The organism is Lacipirellula parvula (assembly GCF_009177095.1).
Taxonomy (GTDB): Bacteria; Planctomycetota; Planctomycetia; order Pirellulales; family Lacipirellulaceae; genus Lacipirellula; species Lacipirellula parvula.
Genome location: NZ_AP021861.1, coordinates 1,715,136 through 1,735,406, shown reverse-complemented (window position 1 = coordinate 1,735,406; position 20,271 = coordinate 1,715,136). Strand labels below are relative to the sequence as shown.

Below are 20,271 nucleotides of genomic sequence, written 5' to 3'. Positions count from 1 at the left end.
GCGACAGGCGACTCTGTGGTTAGTAATCTTCCGATCACCGATCACCAGTCACCGATCACCCTTCTTAATACTCATCATCCGGCGGCGAGGGAGTCAGCACCTTGCGCGGATCGGTCGTCTTCGCGAGGGCGACAGGAAAGTCGTCGTCGATATCGGGCGTCTCACCTGCCACGGTCAGGCGAGGATACGCCGTCTGCGGTTCCGCAATGATCGTCGGCGGCACGTCGCGTTTGTCCCACTTCGGCAGGTCAGGTTCGCTGAGCTTGCTCCAGATGTCGACGTCGAGCGACTTGGTCCGCTGATAGAGCGACAACACAAGCGCGAGCCCGAGAGCCGCCTCGCACGCCGCCACGGTCAGCATGAAAATCGTGAAGGACTGACCTTCGAGGTTGTCGTGCATCCGACCGAAGGTGAGCAGCGTCAGCGAGACGCCGTGCAGCATCAGCTCCACCGACAGGAAAATCAGAATGAGGTTCCGGCGCGTCACGAAGCCGATGCCGCCTAGAACAAACAGCGCGGCCCCGACCGCCAGATAACAACCCGAATCAGCGGTCATAGCGTTCCTTCAGCCCTCCGCGGCGCGATCGCGATGGCGCCAATGCCTGCCACGAGGAGCAACGTGCCGGCGATTTCGACGGCGTACAGATAGTCGCCGAACAGGGACAGCCCCAGCGAACGGAGCGAACCGTACGGCGAGTTTTCCTTCGGTTCGCTGAAGGGGTTCGAAGCCGCCGCGGCCGTCAGCGCCGGGCCGCCGTCCGCAGCCGGCGCCTTCTTCTGCCACTCCTGGAAATTCCAGAGGAGCGCGGCGAGCATCAGCCAGCTGGCGACGATCGACATGATCGGCGTCCGCGAGCGGTAGTCGTAAAAGACTCGTCCCTGTTGCTGGGCGAGCATGATGACGAATAGGAACGTCACGATGATGGCGCCGGCGTAGACGATGATCGTCGCCGCCGCCAGGAAGGGCGCCGACTGCATCATGAACAACCCGCACGCGCCGAGCGTCGCCAACGCAAACCACAGCGCGGCATACACGGGCGAACGGCTCGTCACCATCATCACGGCGCTCAGCAGCGCCGAGCCGGTGAACATCCAGAACAGAATCTTGTCGGTCAGGTCGCCGGCAGGATTGCCGAACGTCGTCACTGCGGCGATCAGTCCGGCCGAGGCCAGGATCGAGCCGAGCAGCCGCAGCCCCGCCGCGCGCTGAGACGCAGCGAGCCACATGCCGATCGCGCCCGCTACCAGCGAACCGAACAATATATTTTGAGCAGCCGATTCACTCATCGTGATTACGTCGCCCCCCCGGGATCGTCGAAGGGACGAGGATTGTTGTAGGTGTGGATCGTGCCAGGCGCCGTCGATTGAGCCGAGCGGTCGCCAGCGGTGACTTGAGTCGCCGGCGCCACGGTCGGCAACGTGCCGAAGTCAGCGGCCGGACCAAGCTTGCCGCGTCGCGTACGGAGCGGATCGCGGGGATCGTCTTTCGTCTTGTCGTACACAGCGAGCAGCTTCTCGCGGTCGAACCGCATCGACTCGCGCGTCTCGCCGGTCAAATCGTAAATGTGCGTCAGCTCGATCGCGTCGACCGGGCAGGCTTCCTCACACATGCCGCAGTAGATGCAGCGGAGTTCGTCGAGGACGAACGTAGCGGGGAACTTGTCGCGATCGGGCCAATCAGGCGGCGCTGCGGAAGCTTCGATCGAGATGCAGTCGGCCGGGCAAGCCGTCGCGCACAACATGCAGGCGACGCACTTTACGCGGCCCTTCTCGTCACGATTGAGCCGGTGGACGCCGCGATAGTGCAGCGGCAACGACGGCTTCTCTTCCGGATATTGCTGCGTGACCGGATCGTAATGGGTGACGTGGCGGATCGTGGTCTTGAGGCCGTCGAGAATGGCCGGGAGAAATGTCATCTCCCAGAACCCCATCTCGGGCTCCTCGATCCACATTACGTCGTCTTTTGCAACAGCCATAGCGTCAGCAGTCTATGCGTTAAGTCGATTGAGTGATAGCGGCTTGCGAACTACGTCGCGAACTGGTGCGCCAACTCCGCCGCGCTGGGGCGATGCCGAATTTCTGCTCGCTTCATCGCGACGCTGATCAAACCGGCGACGGCGAACAAACCGAGCGAGATCGGCGTCAACCACCAACGGTCCCAGCCAAATTGCAGCACCGTCATCACCGCCACCATGTTGGCGAGCGACAGCGGAATCAGCGCCTTCCACGACAGGTTCATCAGTTGGTCGAAGCGGAAACGCGGAATCGTCCAGCGAAGCAACATGATGAAGACGATCACCATGCCGACCTTGAACAGCAGCACGCCGATCTTGACGACCCAGGCGCCGGTGTAGGCCGACTCGGGCGTGGCGATCCACGGGAAGTGCCAGCCGCCGAAGAACAAAATGCTCGTCAGGAAGCTGGTGAGAATCACGTGAGCGTATTCGCCGAGGAAGAACAGGGCGAACTTCATCGAGCTGTATTCCGTGTGGAAACCGCCGACGAGTTCTTGTTCGCACTCCGACAGGTCGAACGGCAGGCGATTCGCTTCGGCCAGGGCACTGGTGAAGAAAATCAGGCACGCCAAGGGCTGCGTCCAGAAGTACCAGTCCCAGAAGCTGCCCGTTTGCTGCATGAGCAGCGTGTTGATGTCGAGCGTGCTGCCGAGCAGGGCGATGCCGAGGATCGACATGCCGAGCGGGATTTCGTAGCTGATGACCTGAGCACTCGCCCGCAGCGAACCGAGGGCGCTGTACTTGTTATTCGAAGCCCAGCCGCCGAGGATCACGCCGTACACAGACAGGCTCGTGATCGCGAAGATGAACACGATGCCAATGTTGACGTCCGGAGCGATGAGGAACCGCACAAACCACGGAATGCCCTCGACGCCGACTGGCCCGAACGGCACGACCGAGAAGGCGAGCATCGTCGTCATGAAGCCGATGCCCGGCGCCGCGTAGAACAGCACCTTGTCGGCGCCCGCCGGAGTGACTTCTTCCTTGAGCAAAAACTTGGCGCCGTCGGCGAGCGGCTGGAAAATCCCCATCGGGCCGACGCGATTCGGACCGCGGCGATCCTGCATCCATGCCGAAAGCTTCCGCTCCAGCAGAATGAGGTACGAGATCACGCCGAGCGTCACGCCGACGACGACCGCGATCGTCACCAGCGTGGTGATCAGCTCTTTCGGGATGTATTCGAGAATGGCGTCCATTTGTAGGTCGAGCTGTTAGCCCGACTTGCACCTAATTTTGATTCTCAACCAACCGCAATCACTTCAATCTCAAACGCACCGCACGTCAGGCCGAAGCCCAACCTAAGCCTTCGCCACCACGTGAGCTTCCGGGGCGCCATGCTCGTTGAGCAGCACGCCGCAGTCGCCCAGCGTGCCTTGCGCGAACGCGGCGAACGCCGGAATCTTCTCGGCCATTTCTTTCCGCACCGCAGCGGCATTGAACAGCCCCTTGCGACCGGTCAGATCCCATAGGATTCGACCATCAGGCCGCGTCCCATCGGGGCCGCGAACTGAGCGTCCAATTTGCTGGGCCAGTCCCTTGTAGTTCACAAAGCTGCCATCGCGTTCGGCAAACGAACCGCCCGTGAGCAAGAAGTCGGCCCGCTCGCTGATCGTCGAAGGAAGAATGTCTTGCACGATTACCAGCGACGCCTTGCCTAGGCCCGTTGCTTGCTGCGACTCAAGCCAGCCGGTCGGATCGCCGCCCACGAGGTAAATCGCTTCGAGCTTGCCCGCGGCGCCGTCGGCGGCGAGATCGCTCAGCGTCGTCGCCGCGCCGCCGAAGTGGTTCAGCACCATTTGCACGCCGCGACGGTTCGGCGCCTTCTCGGCGCGAATCGTGAACTTCACCGGCTCCTTCGGCTTGCCAAAGAAGTCCTTCGGATAGGTGTCATCCTCGCCAACGGTCTTCACCGGGCCAAGAGCCAACTTCACCTTCGGCGACAAACCGCGGAGGTAGCTTGCCAGCATGTAAGCTTCTTCAACCGTCATCCACGGCGAGAAGACGGCGGCGCACTTTTCGGGGGCGCGACCCACGGCCTTCGCCAGCGCCTTCTGCAGCGAAGGAATGACGTCGTCCCAATCGCGGGTGCGAATTTCGCCGTTCTTGCGACGAGCCGGGAATGTGAGGCGTTCGTCGCTGTGAATGTACTTCCAGCCAAAACGGCCTTCGTCGCACATGAAGTCGCCTTGTGCCAGCGGGTTCGACCGCGGCGTCAGGCGATAGACTTGGTCTTCGTTTTGATCGACGTCGACGCTGCAACCAGTGCTGCAGCCGGCGCAAACGCTCTTGGTCGTCTTCAGCCACCAAACACGCTGCTGGTAGAGGAAGTCTTTGCTGCAAAGGGCGCCAACCGGGCAGAGGTCGACCACGTTGCCGGCAAGCTTGTTGTCACACGGAATGCCGGGGAACGTGTCGATCGTCTCGGCCGAGCCACGCGAGACCACCTGCAGTTCCGACGTGCCGCTCACCTCGCGCGTGAACCGCACGCAGCGCGTGCACATAATGCAACGATCAGTGAACAGCGTGATGTTCTCGCCGATGTGGTCCTTATCCGGCTTGATGTTCTTCGGCTCTTGGAGCCGGCTGTAGCCGCGACCGTACTTATAGCTGTAGTCCTGCAGGAAGCACTCGCCCGCCTGATCGCACGTCGGGCAATCGAGCGGGTGGTTGAGCAGCAGGTATTCGAGCGTCGCCTTTTGAGCGGCCTTTACCTTTTCGCTGTCGGCGATGACGACCGTGCCCTCTTTCACCGGCGTCTGACAGCCGGGGACGAGCTTCGGTTGCATGACGACCGTGCCGTCCGGCTTGGTATCGCCCACTTCGACCAAGCACATGCGGCAGCTGGCGACGACCGACAACGCCGGGTGCCAGCAGTAAGAAGGAATCTCGTAGCCGATCCGCTGCGCCGCCTGGATGCAGTTCAGCTGCTCTCCATCCTTGAGCTCGAGCGTCTGGTTATTGATGATCGCCGTGGCCATTACAAACTCCTCGCCCGTCGCGGGGGAGGCTTCGTGGGTGGTGTCTCGTTCGTATCGTTCGCTGCGGGAGGTCGTCGCAACAAAACCGAAATTAGTGGGCTCCCGCCATCAGTTCTTGAGCACTCGTCACTGATCGCCGGCCGCTGCTGATATACTCTTCAAAATCGGCGCGGAACTTTCTGATCGCGTTCTTCACCGGCCAAGCGGCCCCGTCCGACAGGCCGCAAATCGTCGTGCCCGGGATGATGCCCATCGAGCCGGCGACTTCCGTCAGCGTGTCGAGGTCTTCCATCTTGCCGTGACCGGCGCGAATCCGCTCGAGGATCTTCGTCATCCACGCGGTCCCTTCGCGGCACGGCGTGCACTGACCGCACGACTCGTGCGACATGAACCGGCAGCAGTTGTACAACACGTCGACCATGCTTGTCTGATCGTCGACGACGACGACGGCCGCGGTGCCGAGACCAAGGCACCCCGCCTTGCCCGGACCGTTGAAGTCGAGCGGCGTGTCGAGTTCATCGGCCGAGAGGAAACCCATGCTGATGCCGCCCGGCACGACCGCCTTCGCCTTGCGGCCTTTCCAAACCCCGCCGGCATGTTCGTCAATCAGCTCGCGAGCGGTGACGCCCAGCGGCAACTCGACGCAGCCTGGCTTGTTCACGTGGCCGCTGATGCAGTAAAGCTTCGGGCCGTAGCTGCCCATATCGCGGGGGTTGTTCGGATCAGGCGGCACGCCGATCGACTTGAACCACTCCGAACCGCGATTGAGGATGTGCGTCACGCAGCAGAGCGTTTCGACGTTGTTGACGATCGTCGGCTTGCGGAACAAACCTTCGATGGCGGGGAACGGCGGCTTGATCCGCGGCCAAGCCCGCTTGCCCTCAAGGCTTTCGATCAGCCCGGTCTCTTCGCCGCAAATGTAAGCGGCCGCCCCACGGTGGAGGACGATGTCGAGGTTGAACCCCGAGCCCATGATGTTCTTGCCGAGCAGGCCGGCGGCGTAACACTCTTTGATCGCCGCATCGAGCACGCGGTAGCTGCGACCGTATTCGTAACGCAGATAGAGGTAGGCCTTCTCCGACTTGATCGCATAGCAGGCGATCGCGATCCCCTCGATCAACTGATGGGGATCGAGCTCCATCAGGATGCGGTTGTTGAAGGTGCCCGGCTCGCTCTCGTCGGCGTTGACGCAGAGGTAGATCGGGCCCGGATGATCCTTCGGGAGGAAGGTCCACTTCAACCCCGCGGGGAAACCCGCGCCGCCGCGACCGCGAAGAACCGAATCCTTCACGAGCGTCGTCACGTCGACCGGCGTCATCGACAGCGCCTTCTTCAGCGCTCCGTAGCCGCCGTCGGCGCGATACGTTTCCAGCTTCGCGCTGTTCGGCTTGGCAATCCGGGCCAACAGGACTGGTTCGAAAGCAGGCATTGGGGAGGGTTCAGGGTTCGGGGTTCAGGAGGGACAGGAAATAAAGGGGCCAGTATTTCCTGAACCCTGAACCCTGAACCCTCGGCTAACTAATTCGTTTGAGGTTGCGCGACGCGCGGGCGATCCGCAACGCTACTGCTTGCCCACAATCCTCTCCACGTCTTCTTGCGAGACGTTCATGTGGCACTCGTCGTCGACGAGGATGCAAGGCGCTCCTTCGCACGCTCCGAGACACTCGGCATATTCGAGCGACACCGATCCATCGGCCGAGGTTTGGCCAGGACCGACATGCCACTTGTGGGACAGACCCTCGAGCAGTTCCTCGCCGCCTCGGAGCATACAAGAAATGCTGCGGCAGACCCAGACCCGACGCTTCCCCAGCGGCCGGTCGGGCTCGCGGAAGAACTGGTAGAACGACATTGTGTCGTGGATCTCGGCCGGATGAATTTCGAGCAGTTCGCTGATCTCGCGAATCGCTTCCGGCGAAACCTGACGTAGCTCGTCGTGCACGATGTGCAGCGCCGGCAACGTCACCGCGCGTCGATCGGGGTACTTCGGGAACTCGGCCCGAATCCGCTCGCGAATTTGTTCTGATAGTACTGGCATCGTTTCAGTGCTTAACCGCTGGTTAGCGATCCAACTCGGCCGCGATGATGTTGAGGCTGCCCAGCACGGCGACGACGTCGCTCAACTGGTGCCCCTTAATCAGGTGGGGGAAAATCGAAAAATGAATGTACGACGGCGGACGGGTGCGAGCGCGATACGCGCGATTCGTGCCGTCGCCGACGATGTAGAACCCAAGCTCGCCGTTCGGGGCTTCCGTAGCGCCGTAGACTTCGTCCACCGGCACGGGGAAACCGCGGTTCGGCATCAGGACCTCGAAGTGCTGAATCAGCCCTTCGATGCTCCGGTAAACGGCCGGCTTCGTCGGCAGCACCATGTCGGTCACCGCGTCGACGTTCACCGGACCGGCGGGAATGTTCTCGATCGCCTGCTCGATGATCTTGATGCTCTCCATCATCTCGGCCATGCGGACGAGATAACGGGAGTAGACGTCGCCGCCATTAGCGCAGACGACCTTGAAATCGAGGTCGGCGTAGGCGAGGTACGGTTCGTCCTTGCGAAGATCCCGCACGACGCCGCTCGCACGGGCCAGCGGGCCAGTGACGCTCAGGTTGATCGCGTCTTCCTTCGACAGAACGCCGATTCCCTTGCAGCGATCAACGAAAATACGATTGCGAGTCAGCAGGCGGTGCAGTTCCGCGTGGACCGGCTTGAAGCCTTCGGTAAAGCGGCGGACCTTCGCGATCCAGTCGTTGTTCACATCGAACATCACGCCGCCGACGCGGGTGAAGCTCGCATGAAACCGCTGGCCAGAAGCGTATTCCGCGATGTCGTAAATCTTCTCGCGTTGCGTAAAGGCGTAAAGAAACGCCGTGAACGCCCCGAGATCGAGGGCCTGGGCGCCGCACGAAAGCAAATGATCATGCAGCCGCATCAGTTCGGCCAAGATCGTGCGGAGATACTTGCAGCGCGGGGTCAGCTCGATCCCCAGCAGCTTTTCGACCGTGTGATGCCACGAAATTTCGTTGGCCATCGGCGACAGATAGTTCATCCGGTCGACGATTGTGACGTACTGATTGAAGTCGAGATCTTCGCCCAGCTTCTCGAACCCGCTATGCAGATAGCCGATGTGCGGGACCGCCTTGACGACCTTTTCGCCGTCGAGCGTCAGCACCAGGCGCAGCGTCGTGTGCGTCGCGGGGTGCTGTGGGCCGAAGTTCAGCGTCCACAGGTATTCCTGGTCGACGGAATCGATTTCAGCGGCGTCTGATACAGCGAGGGGCATGTTTTGTAGGTCAGGCCTTCAGCCTGATTCTGTAGGTCAGGCTTTTAGCCTGACGGCGTCACGTGGCGGCCGAACTGCATGTCAGCCCGACCGTTCTTCAAACCAACTCAGCAAGCCTGTCGGGTTGAAAGCCCGACCTACGTCTAGCTCTCTGCTCGCGTGATCACCGGGAAATTATGCCGCTCTCCAAACCCCTTCCGCGGATAGTCCTTCCGCAGCGGGTACGCGGTAAATTCATCCGGCATCAAAATGCGACGCAAGTCGGGATGTCCCGCGAAGACAATCCCGTACATGTCGTACACTTCTCGTTCCATCCAGTCGGCGCCCATCCAGAGGGTGGTCACCGTCGGCAATTCCAGCTCCGGCAAGTTAAGCGGCGTCTTCACGATCAGCCGTTCGCCGCTGTCCATGTTCAGCAGTGAATAAATGACGTGAAACCGATCGGTCGCTTCCGGGTATTCCAGGTAGTCGACGGCAGTGACGTCGACCAGCATGTTGAACCCGCCATCCTTCAGCCACGACAGAATCTCGTAGATCTTCGCCGACGGCACGACAATCCGACGATTGTCGCGAAACGACGACTCATCGATCTCGGCGCCGAACTTAGCTTGAATCTCTGCGAGGCTGGGCATGGACTGGTTTCTTTTGATTTGAACCACAATGCGAGGCAAATGACGAAGGCAGAATGACGAATGACGAATGACGAATGAAATTCGCTTCCTTTATTCGTCATTCGGATTTCGTCATTCAGTCATTCCCGCGTCTTAGGGCTACTGCACTCAACTTAATACCTACCGGGGCGTCAGCGGGTGCTGACCGTAAATCTCGAGGCCCGGCACCGGCGTCATTTCGCGACGGCGGCGGAGTTCATCGACCTCGAACGGCAGCGGGCCGGTCGGCGAGGTGCGTTGAGCGAACTCGCGGCCGTTGAACGTGCCGGTTTCCTTGATCTTGGTTTGCATCTCCATGATCGCGGCGATCAACTGCTCGGGCCGCGGCGGGCAACCGGGGACGTACATGTCGACCGGGATGAAGCGATCGACCCCCTGCACCACGGCGTAGGTGTCGAACACGCCGCCCGTGCAGGCACAGGCACCCATCGAAATGCACCACTTCGGCTCCGGCATCTGCATCCAGATCCGCTGCAGCACGGGGAGCATCTTCATCACGACGCGACCGGCGACGATCAACAGATCGCACTGCCGCGGCGTGAACCGCATCACTTCGGCGCCGAAGCGGGCCAAGTCGTGCCGCGACGAAGCGGTCGCCATCAGCTCGATGCCGCAGCAGGCCGTCGCGAACGGCATCGGCCACAGGCTGTTGGTACGGGCCCAGTTTGCGGCCGCGTCGAGCTTCGTCACAAAGACGTTATCAGGAATTCCTACCGCCACTTGAACACTCCCTTCCGCCACGCATAGATGTAAGCGATCACAAGCGTGGCGATGAAGGCCAGCATGATTCCAAACACGGTACCGCGGAGTTCCACCGGGATTCCGCCGTCATCGCTGAACGCGCTGACCGCCCACGGATAGAGGAACAGCAGTTCAATATCGAAGACGAGGTACAGAATCGCGACCAAGCAGAACCGTACGTTAAACGGTTGCCGCGCATCCCCGATCGGATCCATGCCCGACTCGTAGGGCATATCCTTAACCGGAGTCTTCTTCCTCGGGCCGATCAGATGCGTCAGCGCCAGATTCGTCGCCACAAAGCCGACTAGAATCACGGCGAAGACAAACAGCGGGGGAAATTCGGGCATGATCTTGGTGGGATTTCGTGCGCTGGTCGTTCGGAGCATCCAATTCGCCGAACGCTATCGGAAGCGGAAGGGCGTATTCTAGACGGAACTCCCAAACTGCCACAAGCCGCGTCCCGAGTATCGGCTTCGCGCAATTTCAAGACGGAGCCGCGGGTCAACGACCCGCCGGAGCAACGGGAAAAGAGGCTCCAAGCCCTTCAAGTTACCGCTCCGGCGGGCCGTTGCCCCGCGGCGCGGAACTATTTCAATTCCTTAATCCGCACGTTGCGGAACGCCACGGGGTCGCTGTGCCCCGCAAACCCGAAGTGCCCCTTGGGGCGCGTCGCCCCCGGATGCTCCAGCCCATCGGCCGGCTTCTTGAGGGCCTCGGTCAGATTGGCGTCGAGAATCTTGTGGCCATTCAGGGTGGTCACGATCTTGTCGCCATCGACGACCGTTTCCTGGTAGTTCCACTCGCCGACCGGCTTGAGATACCCCCTGGTAGCGGGGACTAGCCCGTAGGCGCTTCCGTGAGCTTGGTAATCGTGCAGATCGGGATAGTGCTCCGGCGAATCGTCGAGCACCTGGAGCTCGATCGCGTCGTACGCCGGGTTCTTCTCAGGGCCCGGCGAGCGAATCGCGAGGCCATTGTTTCCGCCCGGCGGCAGCTTGAACTCCAGCCGCACCACGAAGTTGTCGTACTCCTTCTCGGTCAGCAGGTTGCCGCCCGCCCCTTTCTTGGCCTGAATGGCCCCGTCGACGACCTCGTAGTCCTTCGTCGCGCCAATCCAGCCCGCGAGGTCCTTCCCGTTGAACAGCTCGACGAAGCCCTCTTCGCCGCCGCCGATGTCCGACAGCAACTTCGCCGCTTCGTCCGCGGGAATCTCACGCACAAAGACGTTCTTGAATCGCGTTTCGCTGCCATGCGTCTGCAGCTGGATCGTCCCCTCCGGGATCACCGGCAACGCACGGTCGAAGTAGTTCTCCAGCACAACGTTGTCGACAACCTTCTTGTCGTTCAGCACGACGGTGACCTTGTCGCCCACCATGCGGACGTACATGCGGTTCCATTCGCCGATCGGCTTGTCGGCGACTTCGCTCGGCCAACGTTCGGCCTTTTGGTTGTTCCACAGACCGCCCGAGCCCTTGTCAGAACCATGCTGATGGGCTTCCTCATTGGTCGGATCCCACAGTTGCACCTGCGGCGTGTCGCGCAGGTAGATGCCGCTGTCGCCCTTCGGCGAGAGCTTCCAGTCAACCCACAACTCAAAGTTGCCGTAGTTCTTATCGGTGACCAAATGCGGACCGTGACCGTCGCTCACTAACTCGCCATCATCGACGCTCCAATGCTTCGGCACGTCGGCGTCCCAAGTGGCTTGTTGCTCGGGCGTGATCTTCTTCGGGTCGGCCGTCGAGCCACCCTTCCAACCTTTGAGATCCTTGCCGTCGAACAGCGCCACAAATCCCTTCGGCGGCACGTTCTCGGCCGCACGGACCACAGTGGCGAACATCAACAGAACCGCCAGGCAGGCGGTAAGGCGGGCAACCATCGCGGGAGTCTCTCCGGGGAGTCGTCGAGTGGCGCTGGCTGAGGCCGCCAGCTGGGTCGCCTCAATATACCCAACTCGCAAGTCTCCTGGCGACCCGCTCCCCGCTCCGGATCAGGTCACGAGCTCCCGCTCGATGATCTGCTGGGGCGTCATCAGCCTCGCGTAGACCCGCTCGCGCAATTGCATCATCTGTGAGCGCAACGAGCCGCGCGAATAATGGCGAAAAGTGTAGGCATGCCGCATCTCAGTGGCGAACCGATCTTTGTAAGGTTGTCGCCCCGGACCGAAGGAATATTCCCGATCGCCCCGCCGGAACGAGTCCTCGATCATCTTGTGGAGCAAGATTTTGCCCGCTCCGGCGAGTTCTTCCGCCGGGTCGTAGCCCATTCGCAGGCCGTAGACGTTCCCGCCAGCGACATAGTTATAGAAGAAGGCCGCCGGCCGACCGCCAACCATCAGCACCGCCACGTCGAGCATTCCGAGCGCCGCCGCATGCCGGTGCAACGGCAGCAGCACCTTCCGCACGAGCGGCGAGCAGAGCGTGCTTTGCGACTCGGCGTCGGCCTGCCAGCTTTTGCGGGCGACCTGCTCGCACAGGTCGTAAAGCTCGAAGTGCGCAGCCTCCGTCCCCTGCCCGCCTGGCTCTGGTCGCCCGCGCAACAGCCGCACTTCGCCCAACTGCTCAAGCTGCTGCAAGTCGCGGCGCATCTGCCGCCGCCAGTTGTGCGATTTCTTCGCAACGAATTCTTCCCAAGTCCCTTCCATGCGACAGATCCGCACTTCCATCCGCGGCCGACTAAAAAACGGCAACCGCACGTCACGCATCGCCTGCCCAACGGCCAGAAACTCCGGCGCCGCTTCGTCCACCCAGCAGAGATCAATCAGATCCCAGTCGCGCTGCGTCGATTGCACGCGACGAATCGCCGCGCGAAACGCCGTCGCCGGATCGGGACCAATCGGTCCGTAAAACGTCCCCCAATCGTTGAGGGGATAAGTCAACATCCGCAACATGCCGACCTTACGGCGTTCGGCGCGGACGCAGAACGGTACGATGCCAGCCGGAACGCCGTCGCGTTCGACGACAATCACCCGCAGTTTCTGCAAGTCGGGGTAGTGCTTCCAAGTCGTTTCGAGCCACTCGAGCGTCTGAAAGAAACTGGCTCGATGCGTTTGCGACCAAAGACGACGCCACGTGGGACGGATGGCGTCAAGTTCGTCGATGTCGTTCAGCTCAGTGGTGGTCAGCATGGCGGCGCGGAGCAGAGAAGGGCTTGGTGTTCATGCCACAGAATCGGCACAAAAACCTAGCCCGACGCGCTGCGCGACCATGGGGGCGAATCCCCCACGCCCATCTGTAGCCCGACGCTAGCTCACTCAGCAGAAGCCGCTACCACCCTCGCCTTGCTCAGTCGACGAGCCCCATCTCGTTCAACTCTCGCTCTGAGTAAAGGCTGTCCGCAATCTGCTCCCGCCATTTCATCAGCCGCGACTTCAACGTCGCCGCCGAATAGGCGCGGAACGTATACGCCTGCCGCATCTCGGTGGCGAACCGGTCTTTATACACCTGCCGCCCCGGGCCAAAGCTGTACTCTTCGTCGCCGCGGGCAAACGAGTCTTCCAGCATCTTGAAGAGCAGAATCCGGCCGCAGTGTTCCATCTCCGCCGTCGGATCGAACCCGGCCCGCAAGCCGTAAGTTCGCCCTGCGGCGACGTAGTTGTAGTTGAACGCCACCGGCCGGCCGCCGACGGTGAGGATGTTCGTATCGAGCATCCCTAGCGCCGCCGCTCGGCAGTGAATTTCAAACAACAGGTCGCGCACCCGCGGCGACGACAGCGTGCTTTGCGACTCGGCATCCGCTTGCCAACTGTGCGCGGCGATCTGTTCGCAAATCTCGTAAACCTCTGCGGTCCGCGCGTCACGCCCCGTTCCGCCCGGAGCGGGGCGATACCGCACAAGTTCAACGGCGCCATGCTTTTCGAGCACCTCGACGTCGCGGCGCATCTGCCGCCGCCAGTTGCGCGACCGCGATTCGACGTACGCGTCCCAACCGCCCGCCATGCTGCAAAAGCGGACTTCCATCCGCGGACGGACGAACAGCCGCGCCCCGGCGCCGCGCAGCGTCTCGCCAATCGTCATGTATTCGGGGGCCGCCTGATCGATATAGCGGAGATCGATGAGATCCCAGTCGCGCGGCGTCTCCATCACGTGACGCAAGGCCGCACGGATCGCCACTTGCGGTTCCGCACTGATCGGGCCGTAAAACGTCGACCAATCATCGAGCGGGTAGGTGAGCACCTCGACCGAGCCGACGCGGCGCCGTTCGGTCCGCACGCAAAACGGCACGATGCCAATCGTCTCGCCGTCGCGTTCCACGATCACCGCCCGCAGCCGCTGCTGCGGATAGTGGCTCCACGCCGCTTCAAGCCATTCGAGCGTCTGGAAGAACGAGTACCGCGGAGTCGCCTGCAGGAGGCGATTCCAGGTCTCTCGGAGCGTCGCTAACTCGGCAAGTTGGTTGATTTCGCGAACGTGAAGCATGTCAGCGGAGCGGCTCGGCGTGGTGCGAATCCTTTATCAGCTGAAAAGATAGCTCGCCGCTCAGATTACATTCCCGTAACCGCCCCATCGCTACATCCGTCACAACAGCACCAAGCACTCCCGCGCGCGTCGTTCCCCCGCGAGCCGCGGGGTTCATCCCTGCGGTCTTCAAACAAAACGAAAAGAGGCCCGCCAAAGCGAGCCTCTTCCCAAGCTTATTAAACGGACGAGTTGTCTTACTCTTCCGAGATCACCAACGTCTCAATCTTATCACCTTGCTTGATCTTGTTGACGACGTCTTGCCCCTTATCAAGCACCTTGCCGAACACGGTGTGCTTGCCGTCGAGCCACGGGGTCGCCACGTGCGTGATGAAGAACTGCGAGCCGTTGGTGTTCGGGCCGGCATTGGCCATCGACAGAATGCCAGGGCCCGAGTGCTTCAGGTCCGCCACGAACTCGTCGCCGAACTTGTAGCCAGGACCGCCGGTGCCGGTTCCTTCGGGGCAACCCCCTTGAATCATGAAGTCTTCAATGACGCGATGAAACTTCAGCCCGTCGTAAAAGCCCTTCTTCGCGAGCTTCTCGAAGTTCTCAACGGTCTTCGGGGTCTTGTCGGCGAACAATTCGAGGCGAATGACGCCCTTGTTCGTGGTCATCGTGGCGACTTTCATAGCAGCTCCAGAGTCGGTTGTGCGAGGGTTGTTGTCCGAGGGTTATCGTTGCTGCCGGGATTATCTCGTGCAGCATGCTTGGAAAACGAGACGCTCCAGCCTATCGGCCCCAGGAGCAATGCTCAACCCTCGCCCAACTCGCCACGGGCTCCGCCCGGGGGGTCGGCCGCCATCTCGCAACGCGCCCTGCTACGCAACGCCACCCCCGGGCGGAGCCCGAGGCTAGAGTCCGGAAATGCCTGCCTGTCCGCCCGCTACGTCCGCAGCGTCTGGCTCATCGCCGCCGCCACCGGCACGAAGATCAGCAGCGGCAGCCACGCCGCCAGCGACGGCCGCAGCATATTCACTGATCCCAAGGACTGGCATGCCAACGCGATCAGCGTGAACGCCGTCGCCACGCCCATGCAGATGCCAATCGACAGAAAGATGTTGCGATTGCTCCTCGATAACATCAGCGGCAACCCAAGCATCAACAGCGTGCCATCCATGAGCGGTTGCACGATCCGCGTGTGAACCGTCACCCGCACGTCGGAGCCGAGGTCGGCTCCCGGGTCGTTCAGTTCGTGAATGAGTTCGCCGATCGACGCGTACTTCCGCCAGTTCGAACCGCTCGCGAGCAGCGGGAATGGCAAATCGCTGACGACGAACAGTTGGTCCGCACCAAGCCACGACGCATCTTGCGGCGTGACGATCACCGGCTGATCCTCCACCATCACCGACGCCATGCGATCGACGCGGGACGGCGCCGTGACGCCGGTCAGCACAAACCCTGCCGGCCGATTGTCCACTGGATCTGTGTAAAACGCTTCGGCCGCCACGAGTTGCTGGCCATTTTTCGCCAACTCCGCCGGCAACACGAACGCCGGCTTCACGATCTTCCGCTCGGCCATCACGATCTTCTCGCCGCCGATAAGGATGCCGTTGCGATCGAAGCGCGGCTCCAAATCGCGGGCCGCATCGCCGCCGAGATCTTTGGTATCGCGGGTCAGTTCGTCGCGGACGCGTGGAATCACCAGTTCGCGGTTCGCCACGCCAAGCAAGCTGACAGTCACCGCGGCTAACAAAATCGGCTTCATGATTCGCATCTTCGAAATGCCGGCCGCCATGATCGCCGTCAGTTCCTGATGCCGCTGCAACCAGGTGACGGTGAACATCGCCGAGATCATCGCCAGGATGCCGCTCGTCCCGTCAAAAAACGAGAGCGTGCGGTAGGCATAGTACTTGGTCATGATGCCGAACAGGCTGCCCCCCTTCTCGGCATACGACGAGAAGTGGTCGAGGTGCCCGAACGCATCGATAACGATGTAGAGGCCGGTGAGGCTCAAAAAACAGATGGCGAAGACCTGCACGAATTGCCGGAGCAGGTATCGATTGAGGATAAACATCGCCAGCACGCCGGAAACTGCGGGGGTAGAAGCCGCGGAGAGTAGTTCAATCGGGCTGCTAGCGTCAAGCTCGGCCAGTTTGCCCCTATTCCTTTGCGCCTTCGCGTGAGGCATTCTTCTGCTAATCGATCTCTCGCAAAGGCGCAGAGGCGCAAAGGAATGCGGGAAAATGCTTGCATTGACTGCGGCGTCGGAGACAATAGCCACCAGTCAACTAATCATTTGTACCGCGGATGGTTTGCATGTCCCGTGCCCTGGCACCGAGCCGTCGCTGGTGGAGTGAAGCCTATCGGGCGGGGCTCGATCTGCTCTTCCCGCGACGGTGCGTGGCCTGCAACGACGATCTTTTAGCACACGACGCCGATGCTGCGTCGATCTCGATCTGCTCGCCCTGCCAACGAAAGCTTGAGCTGATCGATTGGCCCGTCTGCTCCCGCTGCGCCGCCCCCGTGCCGGCCACTGGCGGCGTGACGCTCGATTGCAATCACTGCCGCGGCGATAAGCTGCGTTTCCAACGAACCCTCGCTCTCGGCAGTTACGAGGGGCTGCTGCGCCAACTCGTTATGCGTACCAAGACCGATCGCAACGGCGTGGCTGCCAATTCGCTGATGGAATTGGCGTGGCGGCGGTTCGAATCGCAGCTCGCCGAATTGGATATCGATATCGTCACAGCCGTTCCGATGCACCGCTGGAAGCGTTGGCAACGCGGCGTCAACGGTCCGCTGATCATGGCGCGGCGGATCGCCGAACGGCTCCATGTTCCGTGCTGGGGTGAGATGGTGCGGCTTGTGCGGAATGTGCCGCCGCAAGTCGGGTTATCACGCCCCGCACGATTTCGCAATCTGGCGGGAGAAATGGTCGTAGGCCCGTCCTATCATTTAGGGGCCGCCCGCGTCTTAATCGTCGATGATATTCTGACGACCGGCGCCACGTGCAGCGAAGCCGCGCGTGTGCTGCTCCGCGCCGGCGCCGCCGAAGTCACCGTGCTGGTCCCTGCCCGCACTCCCGCCTAGAACCTTCCTACCTCTGTTTTTGTTCCCGCCGATGTCCTCGCCGCAGCCCACCGCGAAGCCCGAAAGCGCGCTCGACCCGTTCCGCCGGGCGATCGTGCGCGGCCTCGGCGTGTTGCTGCCGCCGCTGCTGACGATCGTCATCATCTTGTGGGTCTGGAACACGGTCGCCGACTATCTGCTGGTGCCGCTCGAAAACACGGCCCGCACGCTGCTCGTCGACTATCACGAAAAAGACATCATCCCCGCCGATCTGGTTCCCACGAACCAACCGGTGAAGGGTCGCGCGCTGATCAACGGCGCCGCCTACCGTCAAACCGCCGACGGGCAGTACATTCCCGCCGCTGACTACGACGAAGTCGCCGCGATCGTCGGCCACGGCCCGATGCCGGCTTCCGCCGACGCCGTCTATCAGCTCTACGTCGAAAACAAATACCTGCAGCGGCGGATCGTCGTACCGATCTTCCTTTGCGTCTTCGTGCTGACGCTGTATCTGCTCGGCAAGTTCCTCGCCGCCGGCATCGGCCGCTTCTTCTGGACGCAGTTCGAACGCGGCGTCACGCGGCTGCCGCTGATTCGCAACGTTTACTCGTCGGTCAAACAAGTGACCGACTTCATGTTCAACGAAACCGAGATCGCCTACACGCGGATCGTGGCGATCGAGTACCCCCGCAAGGGGATCTACCAACTCGCGTTCGTCACCGGCGAGAGCCTGCTCGACATCGCCTGTGCGGCGAACGAGCCGGTGCTGGCCGTGCTCGTGCCGACGTCGCCGATGCCGTTCACGGGGTTCACCGCGACGGTAAAGCGGAGCGAAACCATCGATCTCAACATCACGATGGAACAGGCGTTACAATACATCATGAGCTGCGGCGTCGTGACTCCGCCGCAACAAGGTTACAAAGCGACCTCGTTCCGCCAGCTTCCTGCTTCGCCTCCGCTGCCGGGCCTCAGTCCGGAAAATTGATGCCCGCCGCTCGTCCGCTCCGCATTGGCACCCGCGCTAGTAAGTTGGCCCGCTGGCAAAGCGACTGGGTGGCGGCCGAGCTGACACAGCTGGGCGCCACGGTCGAGATCGTCGAGATCACTACCCGCGGCGACGTCGAGCAACTCGGCCCGGTCGCCGGCATCGGCGTCCAGGGGGTGTTCACGAAAGAGATCCAAGCGGCCGTCCTCGCGGGCGAAGTCGACCTCGCGGTCCACAGCCTCAAAGACCTGCCGACGGAGCAAGTCGCTGGGCTCGTGCTCGCCGCGACGCCGCCGCGCGAAACCGTCGCCGACGCCCTGGTGGCGCGCACTGGCCCGTCGCTCGCCGAACTCCCCGCCGGCGCCCGCGTCGGCACTGGCAGCTTGCGGCGCCGCGCGCAGCTGCTCCACTTGCGACCCGATCTGCACGTCGCCGGCATCCGCGGCAATGTCGACACACGCCTCCGCAAACTCGACGAGGGCGAGTTCGACGCCATCGTGCTGGCAGCCGCTGGCCTCACCCGGCTCGGCCTCGCCGGCCGGATCACCGAACTCCTCGAACCGCCCCACATGCTGCCGGCGCCGGGGCAAGGTTCGCTCGCCCTCGAATGCCGCGCCGACGACCAGGCGACGCACGACATCGTGGCCCAACTAAACGATGCGGCGACGCGGCTCGGCATCGTCGCCGAGCGGGCCGTGCTCGCCGCGCTCCACGGCGGCTGCTCCGCCCCGATCGCCGCCTGGGGCCGCGTCGACGGCGCGTTGCTCCGCGTCGACGGGTTGGTCGCCAGCCTCGACGGTCGCGAGATCCTCCGTAGTTCGCTTATCGCCGACCTACCCGCAGCAGACGCCGCCGCGGCCCTCCGCTCCGCCGAGCAAACCGGCCAAGCCGTCGCCGACGAACTGCGAACCCTCGGCGCCGAAGCCATCATCCTCGCCGCCCGCCAAGGCTAGCGTGGTTGAAATGTATCTTGTGGTCCCCTCCCCTTGAGGGGGAGGGTTAGGGAGGGGTGACTGCAGCGGGTACCAGGGTTCTTCCCCCCTCCCCAGCCCTCCCCTCCAAGGGGAGGGAGCCAGAGCATTCGTTGTTTGGGGCGTGCACTGCCCACTCCCCGCAACCGGCAAACTCTGCCGGTTGCCGATCGGCACCGACCGGCGCCTTCTGCCGCTGGCGCCGCTAGCCTGCTAGCAGCTGCACCACGCATTGCGCTGCAGAAAACTCCAATCATTCTCCGCAGATCTTTCTCGGCACGCCGCGTGCATAGAGCAGGTCCACCAACATGCAGGGGGGCAACGCCTGCACGACGGTTTCACAATGCCTTACGGCATGTACATCTCTGCGGAAGGGGCGCAAGCCCAGCAGCAGCGGCTCGAAGTGATCGCCAACAACATGGCGAACATGGAGACGGTCGGCTTCAAGCGCGACATTCCCGTGTTCCAAGCCCGCTTCGCCCAGGCGATTCAGCAGCAGAGCGACTACCCGCACAGCGGCACGCAAAACGACGTGGGCGGCGGCGTCAAAATCGCCGAGGTCGAAACCGACTGGAACTCAAAAAGCGTTCGCCAAACCGACATCCCGACCGACTTCACGGTCAACGGCGAAGGCTATTTCCAGGTCCAGCACCCCGACGGCAACGTCTACCTCACGCGGGCCGGCAATTTCACGATCGATGCGAACGGCCGCCTGGTCACGCAGGACGATATGGCTGTCCTCGACGCCGACGGCAACGAAATCTTCATCGACAACACCCGCCGCTGGGAGGTCTATCCAGGCGGCAACATCGCGCAAGACGGCGATTGGACCGCCATCGGCCTCGCCAAGCCGCAGTCGGACGGCGATCTGGTGAAGATGGGCAACAACCTCTTCCGCCCGCTCGCTCCGGTGACGCCCGTCGCCGACGAGCAACGCGACGTCCGCCAAGGTTACCTCGAAGAATCAGGCGTCAATCCGACGCGAGAAATGATGTCGATGATCGAAACCACGCGAGCCTACGAAGCCAATACCCGCATGATTCAGCACCAAGACAACATGATCAGCGGCCTCGTCAATCGTCTCCTCTCGACGCGCAGCTAAGCCATCGTCCTAGCCCCGGACTCTGCCCGGGGGTAATGCACCACACCGCAAGACGTCGCCCTACGCG

At 62.1% G+C, this 20,271-nt stretch carries 20 protein-coding genes; 4 read left to right on the top strand and 16 right to left on the bottom strand.

Annotation, left to right across the window (positions count from 1 at the left end; translation table 11 throughout):
* Positions 1-64 precede the first annotated feature (64 nt).
* The 16 genes from nuoK to PLANPX_RS06545 form a co-directional block, all read right to left on the bottom strand.
* Entirely contained in the window at positions 65-556 is a 492-nt protein-coding gene (nuoK, locus tag PLANPX_RS06620) for an NADH-quinone oxidoreductase subunit NuoK (protein WP_152097973.1), read from the bottom strand.
* Positions 553-1,287, bottom strand: a complete 735-nt coding sequence (locus PLANPX_RS06615) for an NADH-quinone oxidoreductase subunit J (RefSeq protein ID WP_152097972.1) — start codon at positions 1,285-1,287, stop codon at positions 553-555. Before PLANPX_RS06615 ends, nuoK begins: the two co-directional genes overlap by 4 nt.
* Before the next feature lie 5 nt (positions 1,288-1,292).
* Positions 1,293-1,976, bottom strand: coding sequence for a NuoI/complex I 23 kDa subunit family protein (locus tag PLANPX_RS06610; RefSeq protein WP_152097971.1), 684 nt, complete (start codon positions 1,974-1,976; stop codon positions 1,293-1,295).
* A gap of 50 nt (positions 1,977-2,026) precedes the next feature.
* The gene (nuoH, locus tag PLANPX_RS06605) at positions 2,027-3,211 is read right to left on the bottom strand and encodes an NADH-quinone oxidoreductase subunit NuoH (RefSeq protein WP_152097970.1); all 1,185 of its coding nucleotides are present in this window, start codon (positions 3,209-3,211) and stop codon (positions 2,027-2,029) included.
* A gap of 102 nt (positions 3,212-3,313) precedes the next feature.
* Positions 3,314-4,993, bottom strand: a complete 1,680-nt coding sequence (locus tag PLANPX_RS06600) for a molybdopterin-dependent oxidoreductase (RefSeq protein ID WP_152097969.1) — start codon at positions 4,991-4,993, stop codon at positions 3,314-3,316.
* A gap of 91 nt (positions 4,994-5,084) precedes the next feature.
* Positions 5,085-6,422: an NADH-quinone oxidoreductase subunit NuoF gene (gene nuoF / locus PLANPX_RS06595; protein ID WP_152097968.1), complete on the bottom strand. Its 1,338-nt coding sequence runs from the start codon at positions 6,420-6,422 to the stop codon at positions 5,085-5,087.
* A gap of 132 nt (positions 6,423-6,554) precedes the next feature.
* Positions 6,555-7,028 (bottom strand): NAD(P)H-dependent oxidoreductase subunit E, encoded by a 474-nt coding sequence (locus PLANPX_RS06590; protein ID WP_172991912.1) that lies wholly within the window; start codon positions 7,026-7,028, stop codon positions 6,555-6,557.
* Between the two features lie 22 nt (positions 7,029-7,050).
* Entirely contained in the window at positions 7,051-8,271 is a 1,221-nt protein-coding gene (gene nuoD / locus PLANPX_RS06585) for an NADH dehydrogenase (quinone) subunit D (protein WP_152097966.1), read from the bottom strand.
* Between the two features lie 143 nt (positions 8,272-8,414).
* Complete coding sequence (locus PLANPX_RS06580) at positions 8,415-8,903, bottom strand: NADH-quinone oxidoreductase subunit C (protein WP_152097965.1); 489 nt, start codon at positions 8,901-8,903, stop codon at positions 8,415-8,417.
* Between the two features lie 159 nt (positions 8,904-9,062).
* Entirely contained in the window at positions 9,063-9,662 is a 600-nt protein-coding gene (locus PLANPX_RS06575; RefSeq protein ID WP_172991911.1) for an NADH-quinone oxidoreductase subunit B, read from the bottom strand.
* The gene (locus PLANPX_RS06570) at positions 9,653-10,030 is read right to left on the bottom strand and encodes an NADH-quinone oxidoreductase subunit A (protein ID WP_152097963.1); all 378 of its coding nucleotides are present in this window, start codon (positions 10,028-10,030) and stop codon (positions 9,653-9,655) included. The genes PLANPX_RS06575 and PLANPX_RS06570 overlap by 10 nt, the downstream gene beginning before the upstream one ends.
* A gap of 239 nt (positions 10,031-10,269) precedes the next feature.
* Positions 10,270-11,559, bottom strand: a complete 1,290-nt coding sequence (locus tag PLANPX_RS06565; RefSeq protein WP_152097962.1) for a 3-keto-disaccharide hydrolase — start codon at positions 11,557-11,559, stop codon at positions 10,270-10,272.
* Between the two features lie 111 nt (positions 11,560-11,670).
* Positions 11,671-12,807, bottom strand: a complete 1,137-nt coding sequence (locus PLANPX_RS06560; RefSeq protein ID WP_152097961.1) for a GNAT family N-acetyltransferase — start codon at positions 12,805-12,807, stop codon at positions 11,671-11,673.
* A gap of 157 nt (positions 12,808-12,964) precedes the next feature.
* Positions 12,965-14,098 carry a GNAT family N-acetyltransferase gene (locus PLANPX_RS06555; protein WP_152097960.1) on the bottom strand — a complete coding sequence of 378 codons (1,134 nt, stop codon included), beginning with the start codon at positions 14,096-14,098 and terminating at the stop codon, positions 12,965-12,967.
* 236 nt (positions 14,099-14,334) lie between these two features.
* Positions 14,335-14,769, bottom strand: a complete 435-nt coding sequence (locus PLANPX_RS06550) for a peptidylprolyl isomerase (protein WP_152097959.1) — start codon at positions 14,767-14,769, stop codon at positions 14,335-14,337.
* Between the two features lie 254 nt (positions 14,770-15,023).
* Complete coding sequence (locus PLANPX_RS06545) at positions 15,024-16,268, bottom strand: LptF/LptG family permease (RefSeq protein ID WP_152097958.1); 1,245 nt, start codon at positions 16,266-16,268, stop codon at positions 15,024-15,026.
* 128 nt (positions 16,269-16,396) lie between these two features.
* On the opposite strand from PLANPX_RS06545, the gene PLANPX_RS06540 reads away from it, so the two are divergent.
* The 4 genes from PLANPX_RS06540 to PLANPX_RS06525 all read left to right on the top strand — a co-directional run bounded on the left by PLANPX_RS06540 (position 16,397) and on the right by PLANPX_RS06525 (position 20,204).
* The gene (locus PLANPX_RS06540) at positions 16,397-17,167 is read left to right on the top strand and encodes a ComF family protein (RefSeq protein ID WP_172991910.1); all 771 of its coding nucleotides are present in this window, start codon (positions 16,397-16,399) and stop codon (positions 17,165-17,167) included.
* Positions 17,168-17,198: 31 nt separating this feature from the next.
* Positions 17,199-18,131: a DUF502 domain-containing protein gene (locus PLANPX_RS06535; RefSeq protein WP_152097956.1), complete on the top strand. Its 933-nt coding sequence runs from the start codon at positions 17,199-17,201 to the stop codon at positions 18,129-18,131.
* Positions 18,131-19,084 carry a hydroxymethylbilane synthase gene (gene hemC / locus PLANPX_RS06530; protein ID WP_152097955.1) on the top strand — a complete coding sequence of 318 codons (954 nt, stop codon included), beginning with the start codon at positions 18,131-18,133 and terminating at the stop codon, positions 19,082-19,084. The genes PLANPX_RS06535 and hemC overlap by 1 nt, the downstream gene beginning before the upstream one ends.
* A gap of 361 nt (positions 19,085-19,445) precedes the next feature.
* Positions 19,446-20,204 (top strand): flagellar hook-basal body protein, encoded by a 759-nt coding sequence (locus PLANPX_RS06525; RefSeq protein ID WP_152097954.1) that lies wholly within the window; start codon positions 19,446-19,448, stop codon positions 20,202-20,204.
* Positions 20,205-20,271: the final 67 nt, after the last annotated feature.